Raw genomic sequence first — 25,087 nt, forward strand, 5'->3', positions numbered from 1 at the left:
TTTAGACGCTTTCCACTAAACCATTGGAAAAATTTTACGATATTTACCTCTTTTTAATAAAAATAGCATTTAATTAGAAGTAGAACGAAGTCGGTAAAAAATAAGACCTTTGAAAGAGGGGGTAAAAATGAGAGAGAGCATTCAACATAAACTGGACCATGTACGTCCACCAAGAGTGCAAATAACCTATGACGTTGAAATAGGGGATGCACAAGAAATACTTGAGCTGCCATATGTGCTTGGCATTCTCGCAGATCTATCGGGTGCTTCTGTTGTGCCAAAAGTCCCCCTCAAAGCACGCAAATTTGTTATGATTGCTGGTGACACCTTTGATGACACCATGAAATCCATTCAACCTCGTGCAAACTTTCTCGTACCTGATTTACTAGGTGCTGGAGCAAAAGACTTGGGCATTGATTTGACTTTCCTGTCCATGGACGATTTTGAACCACTCAGCGTGGTGAAGAATATTCCTCTTCTCAAAGCTCTCTATGATGACAGGATAAAGTTAAAAGACTTGCTCGGTAAAGTTGAGGTCAATGACGCCTTGATGAACACCCTCGATGCATCCATCTCTGACAAGGGCGCTTCCTTAAAGTCCGATGATGTTGTTCAAAAAACCGAGATGGTGCAGGAACACTCAACACCTGAGTATTGTAAATCTCTGATTGAGACGTTCATTGCTCAACTCGGTAAAGCAGAAAATCCTGCAAAAGACTCAATTGGCTTTATCAGTCAGCGCATTCAACAAATTGATGAGTTAATTACAACTCAGCTCAACGTTGTGATTCATTATCCTGACTTTCAAAAACTTGAAGCTTCATGGCGAGGCCTATGGCATCTTATTACAAATTCAGATGTCAGCTCAAAACTTTTCATTCGCTTAATGAATATTACCAAGACTGAAATTACGCGAGACCTTGAGACAGCGGTAGAGTTCGACCAAAGCCAACTCTTCAAGAAAATTTATGAAGAGGAATACGGTACTTTTGGTGGTGCCCCCTATTCAGTGCTTCTTGGAGATTTTGAATTCGGACCCGGCAACGAAGATGTTGAGCTTCTCACAAAAATTTCACAAGTCGCCGCAGCAGCTCATGCACCTTTCTTAGCTGCCGCTAATTCAAGTTGCTTTAGCTTAAAAAGCTATACAGAGCTTGGGCACCCAAGAGATCTTTCAATCATCTTTGAAGGAACAGAAATGGGCAAATGGCAATCTTTCCGTGAAACAGAAGATTCTCGTTATGTCGCTCTTATGTTGCCTCATGTTCTCATGCGTATGCCTTATGGTGAAAAAGGCAAACCCGTTGAAGGACTGAGTTTCGAAGAAGATGTGGATGGGGTTGATAACTCCAAGTTCTGTTGGGGTAATCCTGCATGGTTCTTGGCTCTCAAAATTTTGGATGCTGTCACCGATTACTCATGGCCTGCAGCAATCCGAGGTGTTGAAGGCGGTGGATTGGTTGAAGAACTTCCTTACTACACCTTCAAAACAACGGATGGGGATGTTGCTTTAAAGTGTCCAACTGAAATTGCGATTACAGATCGTCGCGAGAAAGAACTCAGCGACCTTGGGTTCATTGCCCTCTGTCACTGTAAGAATCGTGATTATGCTGCCTTCTTTGGCTCACAAACAACACAAAAGCCAAAGCTATACGACATGGATAACGCTAATGCGAACGCAGCTTTATCAGCACGCTTATCCTACATGCTCTGTGCTTCACGGTTCGCTCATTATATTAAGACTATGATGCGCGATAAGATTGGTAGCTTTATGTCAGCTGTAGAGATTGAGAAATTCCTACATAACTGGCTCGCGATGTACGTCTTACTCAGTGATGAAGCTCCTCAATCTGTGAAAGCTCAGTTTCCACTTCGAGAAGCGCGCGTAGATGTATTTGACATTCCTGGCAAGCCAGGAAGCTACAGGGCAACAATCTTCCTAAGACCACACTTCCAACTCGAAGATTTAACTGCCTCGATTCGGTTGGTTGCAACTTTACCAAAGCCAGCAGCAAAATAGAGAAAGGCTTATGGACTTAAAAAATACAAAATTGAAATTAGTGGAGGAATAAATGCCAGACGTTGTAGACAAGTTACAAATACACAGAGACGAAAAACAATTCGCAGATGCACGTTCTAAAGTTGGCAGCAGCGAGGGGTTTGGTAAGGGCATATCAACACCAAACAAAATGGTGAAGATTGACGATCTAACAAAGTCGAATGTTGGAGACTCTACACAAACAGCTGACTTAAAGAACTATGTCACGCTTGTAGGGTATGATGACGGCGGTCTTTTCAAAGAAACCACCCCTAACATTGGTGGACTCTTGCGATCTTCATCCATGGTGACCATTCGCGATCCACACATTCGTATTCGTCGCGACGAGAAATATCCCGACTATCGCAAAAAATTGATCAATGGCGATAAAATCAATGAAATTAACATCGTTGAACTTGATAACATCAATGGTGTTTGGAAGATTGTTGTGAAGTACAGTATTAAAGATGTGTACTTTTCAAGCGTTGATCTTTCTAGAGACGACAATGATGAAGTTGTGATATTCTATCGTCCAAGAATTATACAAGTAACGCATACGCCCTATGATAAAGACGGTAAAGCAAAGGGGAACACGTCAACAACCTTCAATGCTGAAACAGGGCAGTTACAATAAAGGACTAGATGCCAAAGAGACCTTTAAAACAAAAAACCTTAAAGATCAAAGGGGCTTATCCGCCCCTTTTTGATCGTTTAACGGATAATGATCCCACGACCTTAAGTGAAAACATCCATGATGTTCTTCTCGATTTTGAAGGACTCAAGGCATCCCTTGAAGATGAACTAACAATGATTCTCAACACAAGACATTCTTCAAAAGATAAAGCCAAAGAAGCCACCTATGATTCTTTATCTGATTATGTTCTGCCTCAATTTTATGGGTTAAGTGATTTTTCTTGGTTTGAGGTGTCCAGTCTTGCAGGTCGTCAAAACATGGCTGAAGAAATTGCTCAAACCATCGAACATTTTGAGCCCAGATTTAAGAACGTTTCGGTCAAAATCATCGATATCAATCCCCATACGCTTGCTCTTGAGGCCCGATTAGACGGCGATATAACCTTAGGATCTTTTTCAAAAAAGGTCAGCTTCCCCATCCTCCTTGAGAATCTCATTGTTAAAGATGAGGAAAAAGCTGCTTCTTAGATTTCTTTGGCAGAAGGAAACGCTGCATTATTTTTGAGAGCGCTGCTTAGAATACTGATAAATGGTATATAAACGTCGCGCTAATGTATCGAGAAATGCCAAGGTAGTCGCATCCATATGTAAATCATCTGAAACGGTTTCAGCAGTCACATGATGTAATTTCATTTCCTTCAAAACTTTGATCACCGTTTCATTCTGATAGGGGCCATAGGGGGCGCTCGATACAAACAACACATCTTTTATTTTTGGATATTTTTTAAAGAAATCAATGATCGTATCTTCTGTATTGGCGCGACGCATAAAATTACCAGTCACGGGATCATGCTTTGGGTGTGTCGTAAGAATTTTAAGCTTACTTCTTAAAGTATCGTCTACAATAATTTGATCCCAAACAACTTTGGCTGCTTGATTTTCATACAGATCAACTTTTTGAGGAGCCACCCAACCTGAACGATTTGGAATATAGGGCTTCACTTCATTAAGAACATGGGCAAGGGTTTCTTTCTCACTTAGCTTTCGATGCCCCCCAATATAAACAATGTGTTCGGCTCGAACGCCATCTTCCCAAAGTTTTTGCACATAGTTCATACGTTCACGACTATTCCAAGGTCCTCCCCCAAAAATAACAATCGCTTGATACTGTGATTTTGAGGGCGTCACCGCATTGATCAACCCAAGATTATCAAAGTATTTCATAAGTTTATTGTGACGAGGATCCTTTGGGTGGTCCTTAATATCCATATGGTCTTTATTTCTGGGCCTCAGAAAATGGGTTTGCGCCCAGTCATTCCAAGCTTTGAGGTTGCGTGCATCGCGCGGCAACCCTTCTTTACCGTACAAAAATTCAGCCAACGATTGAAAATCTGGTACTATTTTACCTTCGAGAACTAAGGGGGGATAGGCAACACACGAATTAAACACTGTACAACCCAGAAATAAAAATAAGGCTCCTAATATACTTTTTAACATATATGCAAAGACTCCATCACATTGTTTTGCACCAATTCTCTTTTATACTATGTCATAAAACAGAGTAGCGTGGGACATAGTTGACACGTGCTCGCACGCGCGTGCGATATCTAACGCACTCATTGGTTAAAAGCGAATTAGCTATTACTTTATTTTTTGTTTTGTAAATCTTTATCAAATGTTGGGGTTGACGTTCAAGGCTATATGTTTATTATGCGTGCCTATATTGCCCCTGTGGTGGAATTGGTAGACGCGGCAGACTCAAAATCTGCTATCCGCGAGGATGTGGGAGTTCGAGTCTCCCCGGGGGCACCATTAAAAACAAAGGGGCTTCATGTCTCCTTAATAGTTTTTATTCAATTCTTAAAAAATGATTGTCACCAAATTGTCACCATTTAAGCTAATCCTCCCATAGGCTACTAATCCCTCCCAATAAGCAATTTTAACTTCTCATTGTAATTACAAGAAAACTTGATTATCCATAGCACATAGGAAGGTCTTCAAATCATTAAGAACCAATTTTTGGGAGAATATGGGTTTTACAATGCAAAAGATTTCAACGCCACTGCTTTTCTTGATGAGCTTTCTCATTGCTAGTAGCGGTTGGATTCTTGTGCCAGAGCAAGTCAAACAACTCCCTGAGATTCTCGCTATTTCAGTCAGGTTTAGTATAGGGGCGCTCTTTTTAATGGCTTGGGATTATTTTACAAACCAAGACATCACTCCAAAGCTCAATTATAAATTGCATTTAATGCTCTTTACGAATGGCCTCCTTTCCTTCTTTCTCAACTACTATCTTAATTATAAAGCAGCCCTTTATATCCCCAGTGGGCTGATTGTTGTGATCCTATCGTTGATAGTGATTCCAACGATGATCTTAGAAAGGTTTTTTTACAAAAAGCCTATTACGGCCCCGACGCTCTCTGGGTGCGTGCTGGGACTTTTAGGAATTAGTTTGTTGTTTTTTAAAGATATTTTAGCGCTACAATTCCTGTCGCTTGAAGCTTTGTATGGCATTGTTTTGGCTTTTTTAAGCACTCTCTTATCATCTCTCGGGTATCTCCTTTCCAAACGATTGGGGGGAGAAATGGGGTTAAGTTCCCTAAAACTCTGCAAGTACTCAATGATCTATGCCGGAGGATTTGGCTCTCTCCTATGTCTCCTCAATCAAGATTACATCACATATAGCGCTACACTCTTGCAGAACACCTTACCTATGTTGTACCTCGGTGTTCTAGTGTCAGCCGTCATATTTGTATTCATTATGGAACTGATCAAACGCGTAGGACCTACGAACACCTCTTACCTGTGGACCTTCACGCCCATTGGAGCCATTTTTCTGTCTTATCTGTTTGAAGACTTTAAAATCACCCTTTCTTCTTTCCTCGGCATTACGTGTATCTTAGTGGGGGGCGTCCTCTTTAAAATTCCTCAAACAAATCCACTAAAATTAAACAAAGGACGATTCGCATGAATCAAGAAACTTTGAACCATGCTCATCATCTTCAAGAGCACGGGTATGTGTGTATAGAATCCAATCATACTCCTTTGAGTATAAACGAATGGCAAAAACTTATTGATCTTACTGATTATTCTGCTCTGTGCTATAAAGCTGTTGTGACCGGAGATTCAGGTGATCAGCATACCCTAAAAGGAGAAGCTATTTTGAGAGAAGGAGAAGCTGAGGCCACTCACCCGAAAATTCTTTCATTAGCGTTCTCACATAAAATACAAGATTTTTTGAAGCAAATTACAAACCTCAACTCTCCTGCAATTTCTCGTTGTCAGGTTCATCTCATGGAACAAGGAAGTGTTATTGGATGGCATGTAGATAGCGACTACAGCAAAGATTACAAATATGCTGTCATCCTATGTCTTTCTGATGATTATACGGGAGGTGAGTTCGCCTTAAAATCAAAAGAGGTGTTGAAAACAATAAAACCCAAAAAGATGTCTTTTTTAATTACAGATTGCTATTTACCACATGCTGTCAATCAAGTGATCTCTGGGAAAAGAACAACCCTCGTTTATTTTTTGAAAGCTGCAGAACTCTAAGCAGCTTTTTTTTGGTTCATTCGACTATGTAAGAATGCAAAAATTTCTTCCAAATCCTCTTTATGCTCATGCTCTGCTGGATAAGCATAATAGAGCTCTATGGGAGGGCCTTCGTGCTGAGGAAAGAGCTTAATAAATTCTTTGTTCTTCTCAAAATATGGGGCACCTTCAATAGACAAGGGACCAATGGCTACCCCGCTTTGAATAGCTCTTACTGTTCCTAAGCCTGAATCTATTACAATAAAGGGAACTGAAGGGGTATCTGATAGATATAAATGCCAGTTTAAATCTCTATAACTGTTTGCAAAAGATTCTTTATATCCAACAAGCTTGTGATTCTTTAAATCCTCTATTGTCTTAGGTTTTCCATGTTTTGAAAAATACTTTTCCGTTCCATATAAAAACGTTTGGTATCGAATCAATGTCTTGTAAATGATATTTGTAGACCTATTATCAACGAAAGGCTGTATAGCTACGTCTGCTTCTCTTAAATTTAAATCAACCATTTTTTCAGTGGAACTCAAATCTAAACGCAACTTTGGATTCTTATCTAAATAATCAGATATGTCATTAAAAAATGAGGTCGCAAGAAGTGATGACGTCACAAAAAAAGATATTTTTTTTGTATAACCTTGTTCAATCTCGTTTAGCTCTCGTAGACCACTTTCATATTCTTGAAGGATTTTCTCAGTCTTTTTTAAAAACAGTTTTCCCGCCGGCGTAAGCTTTACATTCGTTGTATCTCTATCTAAAAGCCTCACTCCTATTAAAGATTCAAGCGCATTAATATGTCTGCTCACTCCTGATCGAGAAAGATCCAAATGCTCAGCTGCTTTAGCAAAGGACTGTAAAGAGCCCACTAAATAAAAAGATCTTAGTTTATCGATATCAATAGACATTTTTCTATTTTATCCATTTTTGTTAGTGATGAATTGTAAACAGCTGTTGACATTTTCAAAATACCCCAATAAGCTCATAAAAAACATGATAAAAAACGCTACAGGGATAAAATGCAGCTCAAAAACTTTAATTCTTACAACTCTCTTACAAACTGCCATTTCGTATATATCGCTGCAATTCACGTTCTCAGCTCAAGTTCATTAATTGATAAAAAGGAGACGACAAATGACTCATTTTAAAATCCCCTTGATCCCTTTGGGGCTCAGTTTATACCAAGAACACATTAAAAGAAGATAATATTAATAAAAAAGCCTCATTCCAACCGCGAAGTATGAAAATGAGGCTTTGTCTAGTGTTAGTAGACTATGAAAGTATATCAAAAAAAATACCAGTTTGCCAGTTTTCTGTTTGATTCGTCTCTTTTCGAATCGAAGGAATACTATTTTCTATATGTATCCATAGTCTACAGCTCTTCATTCACTATTATCCAAGATAAAAATTATAAGGAGGAACTATGGAAACACCACTTCTAACACAAGAAGAATTAGCTAAACGCTGGAACTTATCAACAATCACTCTAAGTCAATGGAGGTGGAACGGACAAGGGCCAAAACACGTTAAAATTGGTCGTCAATCTCTATATCGATTGGACGATGTTGAACAATTTGAGGAGTTAAACACACGACGCACAACGTCAGAAAGCGTTTTCAAAACGCTACCAGCGCATTTTTAAGGTTAAACCCATGGCTTCAAACTTATTGATTGATGAGCCTCCACTCCAAGTTTTGCCAACCCTTGCAAAGAAGGTTGGCTTGAATGAAGCGATTATTTTGCAGCAGATGCATTATTGGCTAAATCCAAACCATAATAAGAATCTTATTAAGGAGAGGCATTGGGTTTACAATTCTTATGATGAATGGCAACAACAATTCCCCTTTTGGTCTAAAGAAACTGTCAAAAGAACAATCACGTCCCTTGAAAAACAGGAAATAATTTATAGCGAAAAGTTGAGTGATCATAAATTCAACCACCGTAAGTGGTACACAATCAATTATGAGCAATTACAAGCAGTTGAGAAGAGACCTGATCGATCAGGTCAAAATGACCCGATCGAGAAGAACAACTTGACCCGTTCGGAAGGGTCAAATTGCACAGATCATTATATAGAACAGAGAATACTTACAGAGATTACACAAAAGAATACCCCAGAGGGGTGCGCGCCCTCTTCTGAAATAATGATCAATTTCTGGAATGAAGTTATTGAGCAAAAATCCAGAAAAGTCCATCTGACACCTAAACGATCCTATCGTCTCGAAAAATTATTAAAATCTCACTTTGCTTCAAATGAAGAAAATTGGACAGCCTATTGCAGCAGGATCGCATTGAGTCCGTTCCTGATGGGAAAAGGGAAGCAAGGATGGAAAGTAACCTTGGATTGGGCCACGGACCCTCAAAACATCCAAAAGATATTCGAGGGTAATTTTGATGGAGAGGACTATAAACAAAAAGTTTTCACAGAACACTACAGCGAACAGAATGCTTTAGAGGTTATTCACAGCATCAAAAATGATCCCAACACCAAGGTCTTTTTAAATCATTTGATCCAAGAAATTGGTTGTCATGATTTTATGAACTTCTTTACAAGAACAAGAGTTTTAGAAGTCAAAAGCAACCGTGCTACACTTTCAGTTTCTAAAGAATTTTACGTCACTTATCTACCGCAGAAGTTTTATCAAAATATTCTCAGTTCCTTAAAAGCCGTTGAATCGGAGATTGAGTTTTTTGATTTAGTTTTCGTTCAGCCTGAAGAACTTTCAAATGTCTTACCAACATCGGAGAAACTACCATGAACTCACTATCTTCAAACAGGAATATTAAAAAATCGATTGCATCCTGCGCGCTTTTGCTGGGTTTGATGTTTGAAGCGGAAACGCTTTTGAATTTGAATCTTCTAAAATTAAAGAAGAAAAAAAATCTGATGGATTTAGACCCCATGTTTCAGGCAGAAGTTCTAGCAGCCCTTTCCAGCATCAAGTCTTTTGGTCGCTTATTGCAGTTTCTCTCGGAAGAATTGCAGCAAGTACTGGACCAAGAACTGAACGATCAAACAAACCCCAATCCAAAAATTCTCACTCTGAGGACTCAGTGATGAATCTTAAAGAACACCGCCTCTATCAACATCTTTCTGAGCCAGTAAGACTTGTGGGGTTGACCAAGGACGAAATCTTCCTTGGCCTTTTAGGTTTTATAGGCGCTGTCTTTTATTCCAACATCTGGGTTAGAGGCCTGATGTTCTTAAGCAGCATTTTAGGAGTCTGGGCCCTGAAGCGCTTTAAGAAATCCATTAAAGGCTTCAGCTTCATGAGCTGGATACATTGGAAGTTTGGGATTGGGCCCAAGGACTCACAAAAGCTCCCCCATTCGAGCCAAAGGCGGTGGCTGTCATGAAGCCAGAACTCCTGCTCTCAAAAGCCCACTTCCTCTGGAGCCAGAGGAATTTTTTCTCCATTGCGTTTGGCTTGGCCATGTCCTCCAACATTGTATTGAGTCTTTGTGTGATGAATAAAAACGAGCGCATTGTCATGGTGCCCATGAATGCTTTGGACCGTCCTCTTGTTCTTGAGAATGGGGAATTCTCCGATGCTTACCTAATCGATTGGGCCAACACCTTGTTAAGGGAAGTATTGACGGTCAATCCTCAGACCGTCGATTACCAGAATAAGAAGTTCTTGGAGTTCAGCCTATCACCTACTCTCCTCAATGAGAAACTCACCCAAAACGCTAAAGACATTAAACGGAATCAGATGGCGACGGTATTTTATCCCAAAGACTTCCAGATTGATCGCACGCTTAAAGTTATCACCGTGATAGGCACCTTCATGGCCTATTTGGGCCAAGACAGAAACCCTGTAGTCACCTCTAAAACCTATCACCTGGGCTACACCCTTTTATCCAATGGGGTCATTGCCATTAAAACCCTGGAGGAAAAATCCGATGTTTAGAAAATTTATGCTTCTCACAACTCTACTCTCTTCGGAATGTTTAATCGCAGCCCATGAGATAGACCCCTCAACTGTTTTAAAACTTCCCATTTCTAATAAGGGACTTACCCGAGTGAGCGTCGATAAAGATATCATTCAAGACATCTTTGCTTACCCTGGAGATATGGAAGAATACATTAAACTCCATGGTTCTGGTCATGTGTTTATTGCAGGAGAAGGCATTAAAAAGCCTTTCTCTCTGACCGTCATTACCAGAGCAGGCCTCACCCAAGACTTAGAGCTTTCCACAGCTTCTATGGCATCTTCTCCTATTATTCTGGTCTCTCCTGAAGTCCTTCCTTCTGTCACTGAAGAAGACATTAGGGGATGGCTCATTGATTTTAGCAAAGGGTTTGTTCCTCAAGGCTTCAAGCACATTGAGTGTCTCAAAAAAGTTCGCCGAGGAGAAAGCTTGGAGGCGGTGCCTTTCAAAACCTGGAGACGAGATTTCTATGAGGTGACCCTTTACCGAGTGACGTCCTCTTCTTCTGAAGCGTTAATGTTGAACCCTGAACGCCTAACACACTCAGGAGAAGCAGCTCTCTTTGCTCAATCGAGTCTCAACCCTCACGAATCCACTAACTTATTTATCATCACTAAGAAGAAAGCTTAAAGGAGGCAAAACATGAAAAAATCCCCAATCAAAAAGACATTTCAATCCCTAGGAGCCTTTCTAATAACGGGGGCTCTCACGAGTGAGGCACAAGCCACAGCCATTGTGAAGCTCTCGGAAGCCACCACCCAAGTGAGTACTTTGATCACTGGGCCTTTGGGTAAAGCAGTTCTGGTGTTTGGCACCATAGGAGGGGTGGTCGGTGCCATCATGAAGAGTAATCTATGGGCGGCCATTGCTATCTTTATCATTGGTCTCGTCTTTAGCTTCCACATGGATAATATTGCTGCCGTCTTTACCCATTAAGCCCATGAAGAACTTTTTTAAAAATCTCTTCAAGGACCCCGATACTTTACCGGCGGATAAAATTAAAACCCGTCAATATGGAAGGGTGGCTTTGTTGTCAGGTGTAGCTCTGGGATCTTTGGTGTTGGGTTTAGGCTTCTTTAAATCAAGCGCTTCTAAAGAAGAATCCCCTCCTATTAAAACCATATCTCAAAGTCAGAAACTCACCGTACCGTCAGAGTCGGTGGATGTCCGAGATATTTGGGCACGACGTGTCGAAAGGCGGGCTGAAGAGGCCGAGAAAAAAGCATCTAACTTAGAAGCTTCCAATGATATTCTCGCTAAACGTCTAGAGACTGTGGAAGAGATCCTCACAAAAGGGAGTCCTTTTCAATCGGAGTCAGAACAAATCGAAGCTCCTGCTCAAAAGGACGCTCTCTCTTCCCCATCAAAGAGGGGAGCTCCCATCCAAGCCTCAAACTTTAAAGGCTTCCCTCAGGAAGAAATGTTCACAACCTCAGTTCCTCAAAGTATTGCTCATTCCTCTCCTATCTCCCAGGACGGTTTGATAGTACCTCGCTCACGTATCATGCATCAAGGCTTGGAGAAGAGTCCTAAACCTGTCAAAAAAGCCAGTCATTATGTGCCGGCAGGGAGTTATGCCAAAGCGGTGCTCACAACTGGGGCGGTGGTATCCACGGCGGTCGCTTCCCAATCAAACCCCCAACCCATTGTATTGCGTTTAGCAGATGAAGGAATCCTGCCTCGAGGTTTTCAATCCCATATGAGAGACTCTGTGTTGATTGGCAGTTGTTATGGGGATCTTTCCGCAGAGCGGGCCATGTGTCGTTTGCATACGCTCTCATTTATCGAACCCGATGGCACCACGGTAGAACGCTCTGTGGAAGGCTGGATTATCGGAGAAGATGGGGCCCCAGGCCTCAGAGGTAAAATTGTAGACCGGGCTGGGGAAGTAGCCCGGGAAGCATTTCTCTCAGGCATCTTATCGGGCATGTCTAGTTTCTTGCAATTTGATGCGACGCGCAGTGTTTATCCCATAACACCCTTTGGTCAAACCAACGCTTTATCTCCTAAAGATGCCATGACCGGTGGTCTTGGCAAAGGCGCCTCGAACGCACTCGATAAACTCGCTGAATTCTCCATCAAAAGGGCAGAAGCCATGCAACCTGTCATTGTCGTTAATGCCGGACGGGTGGTCGATGTGGTCTTTAAACGCGGCATCGATCTTATGCCCGATCCTGCACCAGAAATTAAACTGGTGACTCAACCCCATTCTTCTAACCAAGAGGTCCACCCATGAAAAAACTCATTATTCTTTCATTCATTTTATCGGGATGCAGCACCTATGACGGGAGCTTTGATTGCCCCATTGGCGAAGGCCTCAAATGTTCTTCCCTTTCAAAGGTCAATAAAGCCATGGACAAACACGAGATTGATTTAGGGGATGAAGGAAAATCATCTTTAGTAGGATCACCCCAAGCTCAGATCTATTTCTCACCAGCTTTGTCTGCCAGTTTGAGGCAATAATTTATGGGTGATCAAACTGCTTCATTATTAGGTATCCACTCAGAAGATTCTCCTTTTAAGGGAAGAACGGGAGACGCTTGGGATTCTCTAACAAAGATTCCAAGGCTCCATAAACTGTTGCCCTATGAGACCTATTGTTCTGAATCCAAACTCTTTTATAACGAGGATTCCACAGGATTTGTGCTTCTAGGCTGTCCCATTGTAGGGGCCAGTCTCTCTGATCAAAGTACCTTGGCTCACTTCTTTGCATCGGAAGAGAACTTACCGGAAGGATGTTCCCTGCAATTTCTACTCTTTGCCAGTCCTCGGATTGAAGGACTTTTAGACTATTGGAAGCGCCACCGTTTGAACGGGGTGTTTCAGCACTTAGGTCAGAAGCGCACAGACTTTCTGCGAGCTAAAGCCTTTGAGGATGAGCAAGGTCATTTGGCTCGGGATTTTAGACTCCTCATCTCCTATACTCTTGCCAATCATCATAGAGCCGTGATGGAAAAAACCCAGCTTCTTCAAATCCGCTCCATCTTTCAAAATTGCCTCAAACAAATTGGTGTGTTTACGGAAATCCTTGATGACCAAGGATTAATTCGGGAAGTGGGGAATATTCTTAACTTTAGTAAAACTACCTTGCCTGATGATAGGATTCTTTCTCCCCATGATTTTCTCAATCGCCAGATATTAGATCCCCATAATCTTTGGAGGGTGAGAGAAAATGAAGTTTCTTTGAATAACAATGAATTTATCTGTAAATCCTATGTACCTTCCAAAGCGCCTCCTTATTGGGCCTTAGGCCATATGGATAAATTTTTAGGCGACGTTTTAAAACCGCACCATGCGATTCCCTGTCCTTACCTGATGCATTACGGGATCTATGTGACACCCAATCAATCTCGCGAAACCAGACGGCTCAATACAAAAAGAGAGGCTTTAGAAAATGCTCTCAAGAATCGGATGTCTAAATGGATGCAAGGGTTGCACGAAGAACACCTAGAAACTCAAGACGCGGTGGCTCAAATCCAAATGGGCGAACGAGTGGTGCTCGCGGGTCTTAATCTCACTGTCTTTAGTGCTCCGCAGAATTTACAGACGGTAGAACAGAAACTGAATGGCATTTGGCAAAATGCTGGCTGGCGGTTGTCCCCCACCCGCTATGATCACTTGGCGATGCTGTTAGCCTCCATGCCCATGATGTGGACCCTTGGCACCAAGTCTAAATATTTTGGCCTGAGACAAGAAATTTATGGCTGTGCGACCACTTTGGAAGATTTGGGTCGCATTCGTAAAACCATCACTAAAGAGGCTCAAAACATGCTCCCCATTCTAGGGGAGTGGAAAGGGCAACTAACCCCAGGAATTCCTTTACTGGGGAGACGCGGACAACTCTTCTTCTGGAGTCCATTTGATGGAGTGCTCCTTCCTAATCAATCTCTCGTCTCATCATCTTCCAACTATAATCTCTGTATCTCTGGCATGTCAGGCTCCGGAAAATCCTTCCTTTGTAATGAACTGATCACTACTGTTTTAGGCGTGAGTGGCAAAGCCTTTGTCTTGGACAAGGGCGAGAGCTTTAAAAAACTCTGTCTCATTTTAGGCGGTCATCACATTGATTTTGATGTGACGACGGAGATCTCTTTGAATCCTTTTACCCATATTCCTGAAGGCGAAACAGGAGAGGATCTCGTTGAAAGATCTGAGCAGCTTTCAGCTTTACTTCAGGTGGTAAAGACCATGGCCATGCCCAAGGGCGAGGTCAATGAGATTCAAGAAAGCTTGCTTCAAGAGGCTATCGAGACAGTTTGGAAATTGAGGCAATCATCGGGCAGCCTTCATGATCTTTATGAGTGGCTCAAGAATCATTCAGATTCCAGAGCCAAAGATTTAGCCAGAACTCTTCGTCTTTATAGTAAAGAAGGGGCGTATGGAAGTTTTTTTAATAGCCCTGCTACACTCAATCTGAATCATGATCTGGTCGTCATTGAGACGCAAAACCTTAAAGACAATCTTAAAGCCGTCATCGTTCAAATGATGATGGTTCATGCTTGGCAACGGATGGTCAGAAGTGACAGAAGCGCTCCCTATTTAATTCTGATTGATGAAGCCTGGGAACTGATCCAAGGTAAAAGCTCAGGACAGTTTATTGAAAAGGTGGTTAGAACGGCTCGTAAATATAGGGCTTCATTAACCTTAGCCACCCAAAATCTGAACGATTATTTTAAACCTGAGAGCCCTGGTGCCACGGTAGCGTTTCAGAACAGTGAATGGAAAGCCATTCTCCATCAGTCAGGGGATGTAACCACCAGTCTGCATCACCATCCTCAACTCCAAGAATTGGTGAGCAATAATTTTAAAGAAGCCACCCTTCGCTCTCTCGGCAAAGCGGATCGCTTTAGTGAGATTGCTCTTTATAGCAATAGTGTTGGTGGAGTGATTGGACGGCTATGTTGTGACCCTTGGTCGAGCTTACTCTATTCTACCAATCCTCAAGATTACTTGCACGTCCAGGATTTTATTAAACAAGGGTTAGAGGTCGGTGAAGCGATCGAGGCTGCTCTTCAACAGAAATACTCTTTGAGGGCTGCATGAAAAAACTGACCTTCTGTCTTCTGTTTTTGTCTTCTTCAGTCCACGCCAAAGACCTAGGTATTCAAGGAACAACGTTTGAGATTCGAGAGCGTAATTTGCTCGAGGTCATTCAAACTCGTCTGAAAGGATTAGAAACTGAAGGTAAACTCGATGATCTTCAAAAAGACATCCAACAAAGGGTGTCGTATAAAGCCTTAAATCCAACACGTCTCAACTCTGTGCATCGCACATCAGAAGAACGATCCTATCTTTATGATCCCACTCTCATCGTAGAAGAGGACATTAAGGATCATCGGGGCAGAATTATTCATCAAAAGGGCACACATATTAATCCTCTAGATATGGTCTCTTGGGGTGTGCCGCTCGTCCTGCTCGATGGGGATGATAAAGAACAAATCCACTGGGCCCTCAAGAATCATAAAGATGCAAAGCTTGTTCTTATTGCAGGCAAACCCCTCGATCTTTCAGAACGCCACAAAAAGCGCTTTTATTTTGACCAAGGCGGGATGCTGATCAAAAAATTCAAAATCCAGCAAGTGCCGGCAAGGATCAGTCAGAAGGGTAAACATCTTCTCATTGAAGAAGTCCTCTTGGAGGATAAAGTTCAATGAAACTTATTATCCTTTTTATTCTTCTAATTTATGGGGGGCCTCTCCTGGCAGGATCTTGTGTGGGTCGATTTGTGAACCCTATCACCGATATCTGCTGGAAGTGTATCTTTCCCATTCGAATTGCTGGGATTAAGGTGGTTGGCGGCGAGCCTGATCCTAAAGGAGCCAAGGGTCCTCTTTGTGCGTGTGGCACACCTATTCCAAGGGTGGGGATTCCCATTTCCTTTTGGGAACCTGCTAGACTCGTCGATGTAACACGCACCCCTTATTGCTTGGTCAATATGGGGGGTCTGCAAGCGGCCTCAACAGGCATCAAAGACCGGGGTCATGTGAGTGATGACGAAGGGAATGGATTAAAGAGGAGTTTCTATAATGTCCATTGGTACGTCTATCCCGTCCTCCATATCTTTGAAGTCCTCCTCGATTTTGTTTGCTTAGAAAAGTCTTCCATCGATGTGGCCTATCTGACAGAACTGGATCCCTTATGGAACGATGATGAAAAATCCGCCATCCTCAATCCTGAAGGGATTCTCTTTGGTAATCCTATTGCCCAAGCTGCTTGTGCTGCTGATTGTGTAGCAGCAAGTGTCCATCTGCCTATCGATCCTCTCTTTTGGTGCAATGGTTGTCAGGGCAGTCTTTATCCGTTTTCTGGAACGGTAAATGATCACAATGGTGGTGTACAAGCCAGTTTGCTTTTAGCAGGACGGATGATGGCGAAGCTCCACCGAGAAGGCCTCTTGTGGGGCTATATGGGCGAAGCGGGCTTGTGTGGCAAGTACTTCATGCCTGTTATCAGAAAATCTCAATATCGCACTCAGATGACTTATCCCAGAGCCCAAACATTTCAGTGTCAGCCCTTTGGCAAGACCGAAGTCTTGTGGCAAGGAGGACGGGAATATCCTTATCAAGGAGAAGATTTTGGCTATCTGATCTGGCGTCGTCGTGACTGTTGTTTAGGCTGATTTTAGGAGATAAAAATGAGATCATATTTCACATTGTTACTAATTTTTAGCGTAAGTTTTGATCTCACTGAGCTCCAAGCCACATCCCCTCAAGATATGGCTAAAGAGATCATCCAAGGTTCTTTAAAGGAGACGCAAGAATCCCAAGAGGCCGCCAAGAAGTTTTTAGAATCCCTCGACGGGACTTCTAACACGGAACCTAGTTTCTTTGGCATGGATCAAGACCTATCTCCAAGTATTCAAACTCATTCCTCTTCAAAGATAGAGAAGAGTTGCTCAACTGGAAGAGTCTTCCAACATAAAAATCCCCTCTCAACTCTTCTGGTCTTTGTCACCCTGTCCATGGGAGATGAAGCCTTAAAAGCCTATAGTTACGATGTGCAAAAAACAGGAGGGCGCCTTGTCATTCGAGGATTGGTGGATGATTCTTTTGTAAAAACACAAAAACGCCTTCAAGAACTCGGCATTGAAGTGGATATCGATCCAACCGTCTTTGAAGATTTTAAAGTTGAGAACGTACCTACCTTTATTCATGTCAAAGGAATGCCTGGTCATTATAAATCAACCCATGATCGCTTATCAGGCAATGTGAGCATTTCTCATGCGTTAGAGGAGTTTAAACAGTCAGGAGATTTAAAGGTCGACTCAATGCTGAAGGCCTTGGGAGAAAGAACATGAAATTGAAAGCTCGTTTGATTATCTTAGGATTATGTAATTTTTCTTCAGCCTTCGCTTCTCTTTCTCCTTACTACATTGAGAAGGTGGCTCATACAGAACAAGTGCCGCCCAACCTTTTAAGAACCATCGCTCTTGTGGAGAGTGGTGTGGAAGGGTTGATTTGGCCCTGGACAGTGAACGTCAGGGGCAAAGCCCATTATTTTAAAACGCGGCTAGAAGCTGAAAACTTTCTAAATAAATGTCTTCAAAAAGGTATTACCAATATAGATGTGGGCTGCATGCAGATCAATTGGCACTGGCATCAAGATAATTTTAATCACCCAAAAGAACTGCTGTCTCCTGAGGTAGCTCTTCCTTATGCCGCCTCTTTGCTGAGGGATCATCAAGAGAGAACAGGCTCTTGGATGAAAGCTGCTCTTTTGTATCACTCAAAGAGTGAAGAGAAGCAGGCCCTCTATAAGACCCGTCTTTTATCTAAGCTTAAGGTGAAGGCCCTATGAAATACATTCTTATCCTGGCTTTGATGATGACAATCCAAGGGGTCATAGCCTCAGATTCCGTGATGTATCAAAAGGGTTTGGAGTTAGCACCAGGGTTGGTCAAAGCTCCCTCCAACCCTTCTGACATCCCAGGATATCAAGGAGGAGAGGTGTCTGAGAAGAACTATTTTGAGAACTCTTCAAAACTTTCTGAGGATGCCAATAATAAACTCTATAATGGAGAAGCAACATCAAAGGACTCTACTCTTCAAGCAGGATCTCTTTTAAGGGACGTGGTTCAAGATAAGCCCCTCTTTAAAATGGAAGAAACCGATTCGCTGATCAAGGATGCTAATGAGATCGTGGCCAATCCAGAGGCGGTGGTGAAGGCGGAAGTGGAAGAAGAGAGTACGCCCGATACGATAGAGTCAACCACTCACACATGTGTGGAAGAGGGGGATCCTTATACAGTTCATTGTCAGAGGGATTTAGCCGTTCAGACAATCCATAAATCCAAAGAGTATCTCCATACTCGGATATGGGGATGGTCCCATCAATACTATGATTATACCGTAAAGAATGAAGCTCTCCCGGAGATGAGCATTAACTCTTTTGATGGCTGCAATTATTGGCCTAGAACCGTTATGAGGATCTATCGGTATTTCAAAGGCTTTTCAGGAGAGACGAGAAAAGAAATCCAGAAAACAGAGTACGATTTCACACTTTTAAATCCTGACGATAGTCGTGAACAATGGATTTCTAATTGTGATTCCCTCGAAGAACAAGTAGACCAAGGACACTGTCATTATGTTGAAAAACACTGCACCCAAGGACCTGCCACTAGAAACATTAATGGCTATGCTGTGCACCGAGACTGTTGGCAGGAGCATCTGACCTACACCTGCCAGAGACCAGTTAAAAACACCTGTTCCTCTTTAAGACTGAATGGCTGCTCTCAAATCAATTCCACCTGTAAAGAAAAAGTGGGCGACGTTTGTGTGCTTTATGAACAAACCTTTGAGTGCACCGAGGTTAAAGAAGGCACAAAAAAAGTCAGCCTTAAGGGAAACATTCCCTTTTGTATGGACGGGAACTGCTCAAAGATGGGCATTGCTCCTAACACGGATATGGCAGAGGCTCTCTCCAAGTTGGTCATCTTTAAAGAGATGCAAGGACAGATGGATGCCAAGGCCAATTCAATCTTTAAAGGCCAATCCTATGCCTGCTCCCGTAACTGCGTTAATTTTAAAGATTGCTGTGCAACCGGCAAAGGGTGGGGAGTCTCTCTTGGTCTCTCCAATTGTGGAGAGGAAGAAAAGGCTCTGGCTAAATTCAGAGAAGAAAAGAAGTGCATTTATGTGGGGACCTATTGTGCTGAGAAGGCCCTTGGAATTTGTCTTCGCAAGAAGTCCAATTACTGTTGCTTTGGATCCAAGTTGGCTCGCCTTCTCCATGAGCAAGGACGCGCTCAGTTAGGCCTTGGGTTTGGAGACGCTGAACATCCCCAATGCCGTGGCTTTACGATTGATGAATTGCAACACGTAAGGTTTGATCTTTTAAATTTGAGTGAACTTTATGAAGACCTTCAAGCCCATAAAGTCTTGCCGACGGTATCAAGGATGACGGAAGAGCTCTATTCCAACTGGCAAGCGAAGATTCCAACGTTAGAAGCGAATCCTGAAGCATTAAAGACACCCTCTCAACCCCTTGAAGATGGAGTTCCCCATGAAGTGGTTTTCTAGTGCTCTGATCTTAGCAATTACATTTACTGAGACTTATGCTCATAAGTGGGATCAAACTTCTGCGGAAGGCTGGCTGTGGTACAAAGAACAGGCTCCAGAACCTATTAAACAAGAAGAAAGTTCTCAGCCTAAATCTTTGAAATCTCCACCTAAGAAGAAAGAAACCTATCAAGCCCAACTCTTACACCTTCGTGAGAACTTTGAAGAAGCCATGGCCAAATCTATTTTGGTGCCGACGTTAGAGAACGTCAATCAGACGCGGGATCTCCATGATAAGATGTTTAAGAAATCAGAACTGTTCAGCCACCTGTGGATGGTATCCTCTTTGATGGATGGTCGAGGTCATGAAGCCGCCACTAACTTAAATCCCCTTCACCGGAAGATTTATGAACAAGATAAAACTGAGAAACTTTCCTCCCAATTGAAAACTCTTTCTAAGACCTATGGTTTGTTCTTTGTCTTTAAACACGACTGTCCCTATTGCCATAAGTTTGTACCTCTGGTCGCTGAATTTGCCCATCGTTTTGGTTTTGAATTGAAGGGAATTTCTAAGGATGGCGGCACGTTACCGGGTCTTACCAATATCTCCAAAGACAATGGAATCTTGGGTCTCATTAATCCAGAAGGAATCTATCCTGCACTCTTTTTAGCCAACCCTAAAACTCTGGAGGTTATGCCGGTTGCTTGGGGCATGGTGTCTTATACAGAGCTCCTTCAAAACATTGAAACACTGATCCAAGCCATGGAGATACCACATGCGCACTCATAGCCTTTTCAAGATTCTTATGTGTACTACTTTAAGCTTTCCCCTCAAAGCCGGGGGCCTCGAGACCATGTTTGAAAAATTAGGTGCCAGGGCCAATCAAACAGGAGCAGGAGCTTTCCAAGATCAAGCCGCAGGTCATTATACAGCCGGGAGTCTTTTTGTAAGACAGCAGAATAAGACGCTCTCCCCTATTCATATACGCTTGCCTCACTTTGGAGCCAGTTGTGATGGCATGTCTCTTCAGTTTGGCGGCGTGTCATTTATTACCGGCCAAGAGGCCGTCCAAATGTTGAAGCGAGTAGGCCAAGGAATCCCCACCTATGCTCTTCAACTCGCCATGAAAACCATGGTGCCCCAAGTGGAAGGTTTAATGTCTAATCTCAGGAGCTTTGTCCAAAGTATCAACAATACTCTCTTTGATGAATGTACCATGAAGCAGGCCATTATGGATGCCATGCTCCCCAAACAAGGAGCGCTTAGAGAACAACTCTGTATGGATATGAGCAAAACGGGACATAACCAAGATGTCTTTAGTGCCAAGAAAGCCTGTGATCAATCGAGCCATCAACAAGAAGTGTTAGAGAAAGCTAAACAAAAATATGAAGATCTGATGGCAGGGGAATATAACCTGGTCTGGCATGTCTTAAAAAAGATGCCCCAGTACAAGGATCAAAAAGACCTGGCTGAGTTTATCATGACGTTGACTGGTACCATTGTTTCTCGGAAAGAAGGAGAAAGCTATCGAGTCATGTACTTGTCGCCTAAGGCCGATGAGAAGGAGTTTCTAACCACTTATCTGAAAGGAGGAGAAACAGTTCATTTTAGGTGTGATTCTTCAGACATCTGTCTCAATCCTGCTCAAACCAAAACCCTCATTGATGAGAAAGATGCGATGATTTCTAAAGTGGGAACTCGCATCATGAGCTTAAGACAAAAGTATATTGAGTTTGGGGATATCACTGAAGAAGAGCGCAGCTTTTTAGGAGATGCAGTAAGGGTACCCCTTTATCGCTATATCCAAGTCTCTGCAGCGGTGGGAAGTCCCTTTATGATGAACGATACCACAGAGTTTATTGCACTCTCCATCCTTCTCCATCAATTTGAGACTATTGCCTCAGAAGTTCTTCAAGCCGTTGAAGTGCTGGAAGGGGTTCAGATGGAAGCCTCAGCCATTAAAGAATTCAAAGATCGCCTGCAACTAGCAAGAAACAGATTAAACGCCATGATGAGCTCTTCAGATCATCAAGCCATCTGGCGTTTGACGGAATGGATGAAGGCGCATGAACAAGCCCTCTTGGCGAAGAGCTCTTAAAAGGAGAGAGATCTTATGGATTTTAGTATTTACAGTTATGGCGGGGGTCAGATGTTGTGGACCTTGTTTAATGGTCTGGCCTTGGTCTTTAAAAGCAACAGTCCTTATCTCACATCAGTGGGTTATCTCTCTATGATTGTAGGGGGTGTTTGGGCTACAACCAGGGCGCTTTTTCAAGCGAACATTGGTATCTTTGCCAAGACCTGGTTTATTCCCTCCTATGCCATCCTCTCTTTGATGCTCGTGCCTAAAACCACGGTCAACATTGTGGATGAAGTTGATCCTTATTTTAATAGTGATCGGGTCGATAATATCCCTGTAGGATTAGCGCTCATTGCCTCTACTGCCAGTACCTTTTCAAGAGCTCTCACGGAAGAAATTGAGAGTGTGTTTCCGACCCCTGAGAATCTTAGATACGTTAAAGCAGGGCCCATCTTTGGAGCTCGGTTGGCAGCTCAAGCAAGATACGTTCGTATTAAAGATCCCATAGTCCGTCAGAACATCAAAGATTTTATGCGCCAATGCTTCTATTGGCCCTTCGTAGCCAGTAACTTGAAGGGCCTTAAACATGAAGCCCTTACCACCAATGATATTTTAGGCTTTATTAAAACCAATCCTCATCCTTGGCTGGGAGTCTATTGGCGACAGCCCAGTGGTCAAACGGAGTTTATGGATTGTAAAACTTCAGTTGGACAAGTGGCTGATGTGATGGCCCTAGAGGGGAAACATGGACTTTCTTTTCTAGCAGGCACTCTTTTTGGAGCACCTGTTGAGGAAGAAAAAGAAGTCTCTAGTAAACTCAAACACATGATGGGGGATGCTTGGTCCAAATTAGCCAAGCAGACGAGTGAAGCCTCCAACAGCGTAGGCCAACAAATGCTGGTTAATGCCTACCGGGAAGCCGTTGACGATAAACGAGAAGAGATGGGATTTGAGCGATTAAGTCCGGAACTCTTGTCTTATTCAGCCACAAGAACCTTGGCCGGGCAGAGTATGAGTTTTTTGGTGAAGGGTTCTGTGGCGACGTCCTTTATTCCCATGGTGCAGTCCATTCTCTTTGGCATGTTGCTGATAGTATTTGTCTTGATTATTCCGTTGTGCTTTGTACCTGGGGGCCTAACACTCTTAACCCTCTGGATCAGGCTGATCTTTTGTGTGCAGAGCTTCCCAGTGTTCTCGGCTATTTTGAGTTCCCTCACCACCATGCTCCAAGCACGCGCCAATGAAGGAATCTTTAGAGCCTATGGGAAAGGCTTTAGTGTGGAGACCACCACAGCCTTAGCCGATGCCGCTTTTGATGCATCGTGTCTTATGACAGGTCTCCAACTTTCCGTGCCTTTTATCGCCTATGCGTTTATTTCAAAGAGTGGCTATGCTCTCTCCAGCATGGCTAGCATGATGAGTGCAGGTGTGGAAAGTATTGCTTCTAAGATTGGAGGTGAAATGGCTGATGGTAATATCAGCTTTGACAACCAAAGCTTCCATAATCAAACCATTAGTGGTCGGCAGATCGCCCAACAGCAGTTGGGCTCACACTTTAATTATGGCTCCAGTTTAAGTGATGGTAAGATGACCTTGACCACCAGTACGGAGGGTCAACAAACCGTCAGTGTGATGCAAAGTACGCTCACCTCCAATATAGCGAGCAATGACAATCTTCAAGCTTCCATTAATGATAACTACACCCAGAGTCAGCAACTTATGGAGAATGCCTCCAGTGCTTATATGAAATCCACGTCAGATACGGCGAGTAATCTGTTGAACTTGACGAATAGGCTGAGTCATGGGGTGGGGACAACAGAGGGGATGAGTAGTAGTGAATCAACGGAGATGCAGAAAAGACTCGAACAGACTATGGGAGATCTTCAGCAATTTTCTAAGAACAACAACATAACAGAACAAACAGCTGCTGAAATGGCCCTTCGTGTGAATGCAGGAGCAAGTCTGAATTTAGGTTTCGTCAAGACAGGCATTGATGGTAGTACAGGTCTAAGTGCCAATGCTCAGAACCAGGAAGCATTTCAAAAAATTAAAAATACTGATTTGGGAAAGCGCGTGTCAGAGGGCTTAAGCTTTGCCATGCAATATGCAAAGCAGAATAGCGCCAACATTACAGATCAAGCTGCGCGCGATGCCGCACAGTCTTTCCAAGGATCCTATGCAGAAATGCAGCAATCTAGTGAGCAGTTCCAAAAGGCCTACACACGAACGGAGAATTGGTCAGAAGCTAAATCCTTGGCCGATACAAAAGGTATTAGCGTCAATACAAACGAGAATGAAGCATATCTGGGTTATGTAGCCAATAAGAAGTTTGGAGGAGATGTAATGCAAGCGACTCAGTATGTGGAGAGTCATCCTCATAATAGGGAACAGGGTGAGTTCATGGCGGCCCGTAAGGCGTCTTTTGAATCGTGGGTTAATGAAGCAACCCATAAACTAAGTGAAAACGAGATTCAAAATTATTTAGGATCCATGAACCCTAAGGTAACGGGGGGAAGCCTTGAGGTCGCTCAACACCAAATTAATGAAGCTGGATTAAAGTCAGAAGACCTCCTGCAAAGCGACTTTGATCTTATGGGCTCCACCCTTGATAAATCTCAAAATAAAAACACCGAAGAGATCAGAAGCTTACGTCATGACCTTGAGCAACAACAAGCAACCCAAGAAAGAGCCCATAAAGAACAGAACGAAAAAATGAACGTAACTCGTATGGGCAAGAAGATGGGACGAGATTTAGATTCTACAATTGGAGATTCAAACTGATGTCAAGTTATGTGATGAGGATCGCCAGTATAAACTCCATTCAGATAACCATTTCCTCTAGGTCCATTGTAGATGGGAGCCGGTGGTATATAACCCTTTGCTTCTTTCTCGCTAACCGCCTTCAATTTATGGTAACCATACTTGAACCCATAACGGAACACGATGCCTGTCAAACAAATCCCATACACACTAGAAACAATCACCATCAATCCTTCCATGCTCATTTTGAAAGGAAGCAAGAGCACCAGGTGTGCCAAGACAAAGGCCACGAGTTTGGCATTAATCACAGAATGAGTGTAGCGGTCATAGTGCTCTGGAGAACTATTGAATTTATTCTCAAAATACCCAGCTTTTTTACAGTGGGATTCTTTAAGTTTAAAACCTTTGAACAGGAGAATGTCCAACAGAATGGATGTTGCAAAATAAGCGTAAATAAAAAACGCAGCGTTGAAAAACTTTCCAACAATAAAAGCAGAGAGAAGAGACAAGATCCGAATGGATATCCTCAACCAAAAGAGACCATAATTTTTAACAAAGATGACGTTCATTTTGTCCCTGCTTTATTTTCTGTAACTATACCA

At 42.7% G+C, this 25,087-nt stretch carries 26 protein-coding genes and 1 tRNA gene; 24 read left to right on the top strand and 3 right to left on the bottom strand.

The annotated features are described in order from the left end of the window. Positions 1-127 precede the first annotated feature (127 nt). Genes tssC through tssE form a run of 3 tightly spaced genes read left to right on the top strand, consistent with a single transcriptional unit; the run spans position 128 to position 3,199 of the window. A complete protein-coding gene (gene tssC, locus GQ61_RS04885; protein WP_085784242.1) occupies positions 128-2,020 on the top strand; it encodes a type VI secretion system contractile sheath large subunit in 1,893 nt (630 codons plus the stop codon). Between the two features lie 52 nt (positions 2,021-2,072). After that, positions 2,073-2,672 (top strand): hypothetical protein, encoded by a 600-nt coding sequence (locus GQ61_RS04890; RefSeq protein ID WP_085784243.1) that lies wholly within the window; start codon positions 2,073-2,075, stop codon positions 2,670-2,672. An 8-nt stretch (positions 2,673-2,680) separates the two neighbouring features. After that, positions 2,681-3,199 carry a type VI secretion system baseplate subunit TssE gene (tssE, locus tag GQ61_RS04895; protein ID WP_085784244.1) on the top strand — a complete coding sequence of 173 codons (519 nt, stop codon included), beginning with the start codon at positions 2,681-2,683 and terminating at the stop codon, positions 3,197-3,199. 27 nt (positions 3,200-3,226) lie between these two features. On the opposite strand, the gene GQ61_RS04900 is transcribed toward tssE, so the two are convergent. Then, complete coding sequence (locus tag GQ61_RS04900; protein ID WP_085784245.1) at positions 3,227-4,168, bottom strand: YdcF family protein; 942 nt, start codon at positions 4,166-4,168, stop codon at positions 3,227-3,229. Positions 4,169-4,396: 228 nt separating this feature from the next. On the opposite strand from GQ61_RS04900, the gene GQ61_RS04905 reads away from it, so the two are divergent. From GQ61_RS04905 to GQ61_RS04915, 3 genes are all read left to right on the top strand, one after another. After that, a tRNA-Leu gene (locus GQ61_RS04905) sits at positions 4,397-4,483 on the top strand. Positions 4,484-4,712: 229 nt separating this feature from the next. After that, the gene (locus GQ61_RS04910) at positions 4,713-5,642 is read left to right on the top strand and encodes a DMT family transporter (protein WP_198157271.1); all 930 of its coding nucleotides are present in this window, start codon (positions 4,713-4,715) and stop codon (positions 5,640-5,642) included. Then, complete coding sequence (locus tag GQ61_RS04915) at positions 5,639-6,223, top strand: 2OG-Fe(II) oxygenase (protein WP_085784247.1); 585 nt, start codon at positions 5,639-5,641, stop codon at positions 6,221-6,223. The genes GQ61_RS04910 and GQ61_RS04915 overlap by 4 nt, the downstream gene beginning before the upstream one ends. Here GQ61_RS04915 and GQ61_RS04920 read toward each other — a convergent pair. Beyond that, positions 6,220-7,122: a LysR family transcriptional regulator gene (locus tag GQ61_RS04920; protein WP_085784248.1), complete on the bottom strand. Its 903-nt coding sequence runs from the start codon at positions 7,120-7,122 to the stop codon at positions 6,220-6,222. The two genes, GQ61_RS04915 and GQ61_RS04920, sit on opposite strands and share 4 nt — an antisense overlap. A gap of 515 nt (positions 7,123-7,637) precedes the next feature. On the opposite strand from GQ61_RS04920, the gene GQ61_RS04925 reads away from it, so the two are divergent. From GQ61_RS04925 to GQ61_RS05010, 18 genes are all read left to right on the top strand, one after another. After that, positions 7,638-7,856: a helix-turn-helix transcriptional regulator gene (locus GQ61_RS04925; protein ID WP_085784249.1), complete on the top strand. Its 219-nt coding sequence runs from the start codon at positions 7,638-7,640 to the stop codon at positions 7,854-7,856. A 10-nt stretch (positions 7,857-7,866) separates the two neighbouring features. Next, positions 7,867-8,973 (top strand): hypothetical protein, encoded by a 1,107-nt coding sequence (locus tag GQ61_RS04930; protein WP_085784250.1) that lies wholly within the window; start codon positions 7,867-7,869, stop codon positions 8,971-8,973. Beyond that, complete coding sequence (locus GQ61_RS04935; RefSeq protein WP_085784251.1) at positions 8,970-9,272, top strand: hypothetical protein; 303 nt, start codon at positions 8,970-8,972, stop codon at positions 9,270-9,272. The genes GQ61_RS04930 and GQ61_RS04935 overlap by 4 nt, the downstream gene beginning before the upstream one ends. Beyond that, positions 9,272-9,571 (top strand): type IV conjugative transfer system protein TraL, encoded by a 300-nt coding sequence (gene traL, locus GQ61_RS09405; protein ID WP_085784252.1) that lies wholly within the window; start codon positions 9,272-9,274, stop codon positions 9,569-9,571. The genes GQ61_RS04935 and traL overlap by 1 nt, the downstream gene beginning before the upstream one ends. After that, positions 9,568-10,125 (top strand): TraE/TraK family type IV conjugative transfer system protein, encoded by a 558-nt coding sequence (locus GQ61_RS04945; protein ID WP_085784253.1) that lies wholly within the window; start codon positions 9,568-9,570, stop codon positions 10,123-10,125. The genes traL and GQ61_RS04945 overlap by 4 nt, the downstream gene beginning before the upstream one ends. Beyond that, on the top strand, positions 10,118-10,777 hold the full coding sequence (locus tag GQ61_RS04950; RefSeq protein WP_198157272.1) for a TraK domain-containing protein: 660 nt from the start codon (positions 10,118-10,120) through the stop codon (positions 10,775-10,777). The genes GQ61_RS04945 and GQ61_RS04950 overlap by 8 nt, the downstream gene beginning before the upstream one ends. Positions 10,778-10,789: 12 nt before the next feature. Beyond that, positions 10,790-11,083 carry a hypothetical protein gene (locus GQ61_RS04955; protein ID WP_085784255.1) on the top strand — a complete coding sequence of 98 codons (294 nt, stop codon included), beginning with the start codon at positions 10,790-10,792 and terminating at the stop codon, positions 11,081-11,083. A gap of 4 nt (positions 11,084-11,087) precedes the next feature. Then, positions 11,088-12,383 (top strand): TraB/VirB10 family protein, encoded by a 1,296-nt coding sequence (locus GQ61_RS04960; protein WP_085784256.1) that lies wholly within the window; start codon positions 11,088-11,090, stop codon positions 12,381-12,383. After that, entirely contained in the window at positions 12,380-12,610 is a 231-nt protein-coding gene (locus GQ61_RS04965; protein ID WP_085784257.1) for a hypothetical protein, read from the top strand. Before GQ61_RS04960 ends, GQ61_RS04965 begins: the two co-directional genes overlap by 4 nt. A 3-nt stretch (positions 12,611-12,613) precedes the next feature. Beyond that, positions 12,614-15,190, top strand: a complete 2,577-nt coding sequence (gene traC, locus GQ61_RS04970; RefSeq protein WP_085784258.1) for a type IV secretion system protein TraC — start codon at positions 12,614-12,616, stop codon at positions 15,188-15,190. Beyond that, complete coding sequence (traW, locus tag GQ61_RS04975; RefSeq protein WP_085784259.1) at positions 15,187-15,801, top strand: type-F conjugative transfer system protein TraW; 615 nt, start codon at positions 15,187-15,189, stop codon at positions 15,799-15,801. Before traC ends, traW begins: the two co-directional genes overlap by 4 nt. Beyond that, a complete protein-coding gene (gene traU / locus GQ61_RS04980) occupies positions 15,798-16,766 on the top strand; it encodes a conjugal transfer pilus assembly protein TraU (protein ID WP_085784260.1) in 969 nt (322 codons plus the stop codon). Before traW ends, traU begins: the two co-directional genes overlap by 4 nt. 15 nt (positions 16,767-16,781) lie before the next feature. Next, a complete protein-coding gene (trbC, locus tag GQ61_RS04985) occupies positions 16,782-17,444 on the top strand; it encodes a type-F conjugative transfer system pilin assembly protein TrbC (protein WP_085784261.1) in 663 nt (220 codons plus the stop codon). Next, positions 17,441-17,944: a transglycosylase SLT domain-containing protein gene (locus tag GQ61_RS04990; protein ID WP_085784262.1), complete on the top strand. Its 504-nt coding sequence runs from the start codon at positions 17,441-17,443 to the stop codon at positions 17,942-17,944. Before trbC ends, GQ61_RS04990 begins: the two co-directional genes overlap by 4 nt. Next, positions 17,941-19,665: a conjugal transfer protein TraN gene (locus GQ61_RS04995; protein WP_085784263.1), complete on the top strand. Its 1,725-nt coding sequence runs from the start codon at positions 17,941-17,943 to the stop codon at positions 19,663-19,665. Before GQ61_RS04990 ends, GQ61_RS04995 begins: the two co-directional genes overlap by 4 nt. Further along, complete coding sequence (locus tag GQ61_RS05000) at positions 19,649-20,434, top strand: conjugal transfer protein TraF (RefSeq protein ID WP_198157273.1); 786 nt, start codon at positions 19,649-19,651, stop codon at positions 20,432-20,434. The genes GQ61_RS04995 and GQ61_RS05000 overlap by 17 nt, the downstream gene beginning before the upstream one ends. A 64-nt stretch (positions 20,435-20,498) precedes the next feature. Beyond that, on the top strand, positions 20,499-21,743 hold the full coding sequence (locus GQ61_RS05005; protein ID WP_198157274.1) for a conjugal transfer protein TraH: 1,245 nt from the start codon (positions 20,499-20,501) through the stop codon (positions 21,741-21,743). A 15-nt stretch (positions 21,744-21,758) separates the two neighbouring features. Next, the gene (locus GQ61_RS05010) at positions 21,759-24,506 is read left to right on the top strand and encodes a conjugal transfer protein TraG N-terminal domain-containing protein (RefSeq protein ID WP_085784266.1); all 2,748 of its coding nucleotides are present in this window, start codon (positions 21,759-21,761) and stop codon (positions 24,504-24,506) included. A 2-nt stretch (positions 24,507-24,508) separates the two neighbouring features. Here GQ61_RS05010 and GQ61_RS05015 read toward each other — a convergent pair whose 3' ends face one another. Next, positions 24,509-25,054, bottom strand: a complete 546-nt coding sequence (locus GQ61_RS05015) for a hypothetical protein (protein WP_085784267.1) — start codon at positions 25,052-25,054, stop codon at positions 24,509-24,511. Positions 25,055-25,087 lie beyond the last annotated feature (33 nt).

Origin of the sequence: Candidatus Nucleicultrix amoebiphila FS5, assembly GCF_002117145.1 — a bacterium.
GTDB classification, from domain to species: Bacteria; Pseudomonadota; Alphaproteobacteria; order Caedimonadales; family Nucleicultricaceae; genus Nucleicultrix; species Nucleicultrix amoebiphila.

Excerpts from the sequence above, each read along its gene's own strand:
- GQ61_RS05005 (WP_198157274.1), top strand. The coding sequence starts at position 20,499 with ATGTTTGAAAAATTAGGTGCCAGGGCCAATCAAACAGGAGCAGGAGCT.
- GQ61_RS04935 (WP_085784251.1), top strand. The coding sequence starts at position 8,970 with ATGAACTCACTATCTTCAAACAGGAATATTAAAAAATCGATTGCATCC.
- trbC (WP_085784261.1), top strand. The coding sequence starts at position 16,782 with ATGAGATCATATTTCACATTGTTACTAATTTTTAGCGTAAGTTTTGAT.
- GQ61_RS04925 (WP_085784249.1), top strand. The coding sequence starts at position 7,638 with ATGGAAACACCACTTCTAACACAAGAAGAATTAGCTAAACGCTGGAAC.
- GQ61_RS04990 (WP_085784262.1), top strand. The coding sequence starts at position 17,441 with ATGAAATTGAAAGCTCGTTTGATTATCTTAGGATTATGTAATTTTTCT.
- traU (WP_085784260.1), top strand. The coding sequence starts at position 15,798 with ATGAAACTTATTATCCTTTTTATTCTTCTAATTTATGGGGGGCCTCTC.
- GQ61_RS04920 (WP_085784248.1), bottom strand. The coding sequence starts at position 7,122 with ATGTCTATTGATATCGATAAACTAAGATCTTTTTATTTAGTGGGCTCT.
- GQ61_RS04995 (WP_085784263.1), top strand. The coding sequence starts at position 17,941 with ATGAAATACATTCTTATCCTGGCTTTGATGATGACAATCCAAGGGGTC.
- GQ61_RS05000 (WP_198157273.1), top strand. The coding sequence starts at position 19,649 with ATGAAGTGGTTTTCTAGTGCTCTGATCTTAGCAATTACATTTACTGAG.
- GQ61_RS04915 (WP_085784247.1), top strand. The coding sequence starts at position 5,639 with ATGAATCAAGAAACTTTGAACCATGCTCATCATCTTCAAGAGCACGGG.
- GQ61_RS05015 (WP_085784267.1), bottom strand. The coding sequence starts at position 25,054 with ATGAACGTCATCTTTGTTAAAAATTATGGTCTCTTTTGGTTGAGGATA.
- traW (WP_085784259.1), top strand. The coding sequence starts at position 15,187 with ATGAAAAAACTGACCTTCTGTCTTCTGTTTTTGTCTTCTTCAGTCCAC.
- GQ61_RS04900 (WP_085784245.1), bottom strand. The coding sequence starts at position 4,168 with ATGTTAAAAAGTATATTAGGAGCCTTATTTTTATTTCTGGGTTGTACA.
- GQ61_RS04930 (WP_085784250.1), top strand. The coding sequence starts at position 7,867 with ATGGCTTCAAACTTATTGATTGATGAGCCTCCACTCCAAGTTTTGCCA.
- tssE (WP_085784244.1), top strand. The coding sequence starts at position 2,681 with ATGCCAAAGAGACCTTTAAAACAAAAAACCTTAAAGATCAAAGGGGCT.
- GQ61_RS04945 (WP_085784253.1), top strand. The coding sequence starts at position 9,568 with ATGAAGCCAGAACTCCTGCTCTCAAAAGCCCACTTCCTCTGGAGCCAG.
- GQ61_RS04955 (WP_085784255.1), top strand. The coding sequence starts at position 10,790 with ATGAAAAAATCCCCAATCAAAAAGACATTTCAATCCCTAGGAGCCTTT.
- GQ61_RS04960 (WP_085784256.1), top strand. The coding sequence starts at position 11,088 with ATGAAGAACTTTTTTAAAAATCTCTTCAAGGACCCCGATACTTTACCG.
- GQ61_RS04890 (WP_085784243.1), top strand. The coding sequence starts at position 2,073 with ATGCCAGACGTTGTAGACAAGTTACAAATACACAGAGACGAAAAACAA.
- GQ61_RS04910 (WP_198157271.1), top strand. The coding sequence starts at position 4,713 with ATGCAAAAGATTTCAACGCCACTGCTTTTCTTGATGAGCTTTCTCATT.
- GQ61_RS04965 (WP_085784257.1), top strand. The coding sequence starts at position 12,380 with ATGAAAAAACTCATTATTCTTTCATTCATTTTATCGGGATGCAGCACC.
- GQ61_RS05010 (WP_085784266.1), top strand. The coding sequence starts at position 21,759 with ATGGATTTTAGTATTTACAGTTATGGCGGGGGTCAGATGTTGTGGACC.
- tssC (WP_085784242.1), top strand. The coding sequence starts at position 128 with ATGAGAGAGAGCATTCAACATAAACTGGACCATGTACGTCCACCAAGA.
- traL (WP_085784252.1), top strand. The coding sequence starts at position 9,272 with ATGAATCTTAAAGAACACCGCCTCTATCAACATCTTTCTGAGCCAGTA.
- traC (WP_085784258.1), top strand. The coding sequence starts at position 12,614 with ATGGGTGATCAAACTGCTTCATTATTAGGTATCCACTCAGAAGATTCT.
- GQ61_RS04950 (WP_198157272.1), top strand. The coding sequence starts at position 10,118 with ATGTTTAGAAAATTTATGCTTCTCACAACTCTACTCTCTTCGGAATGT.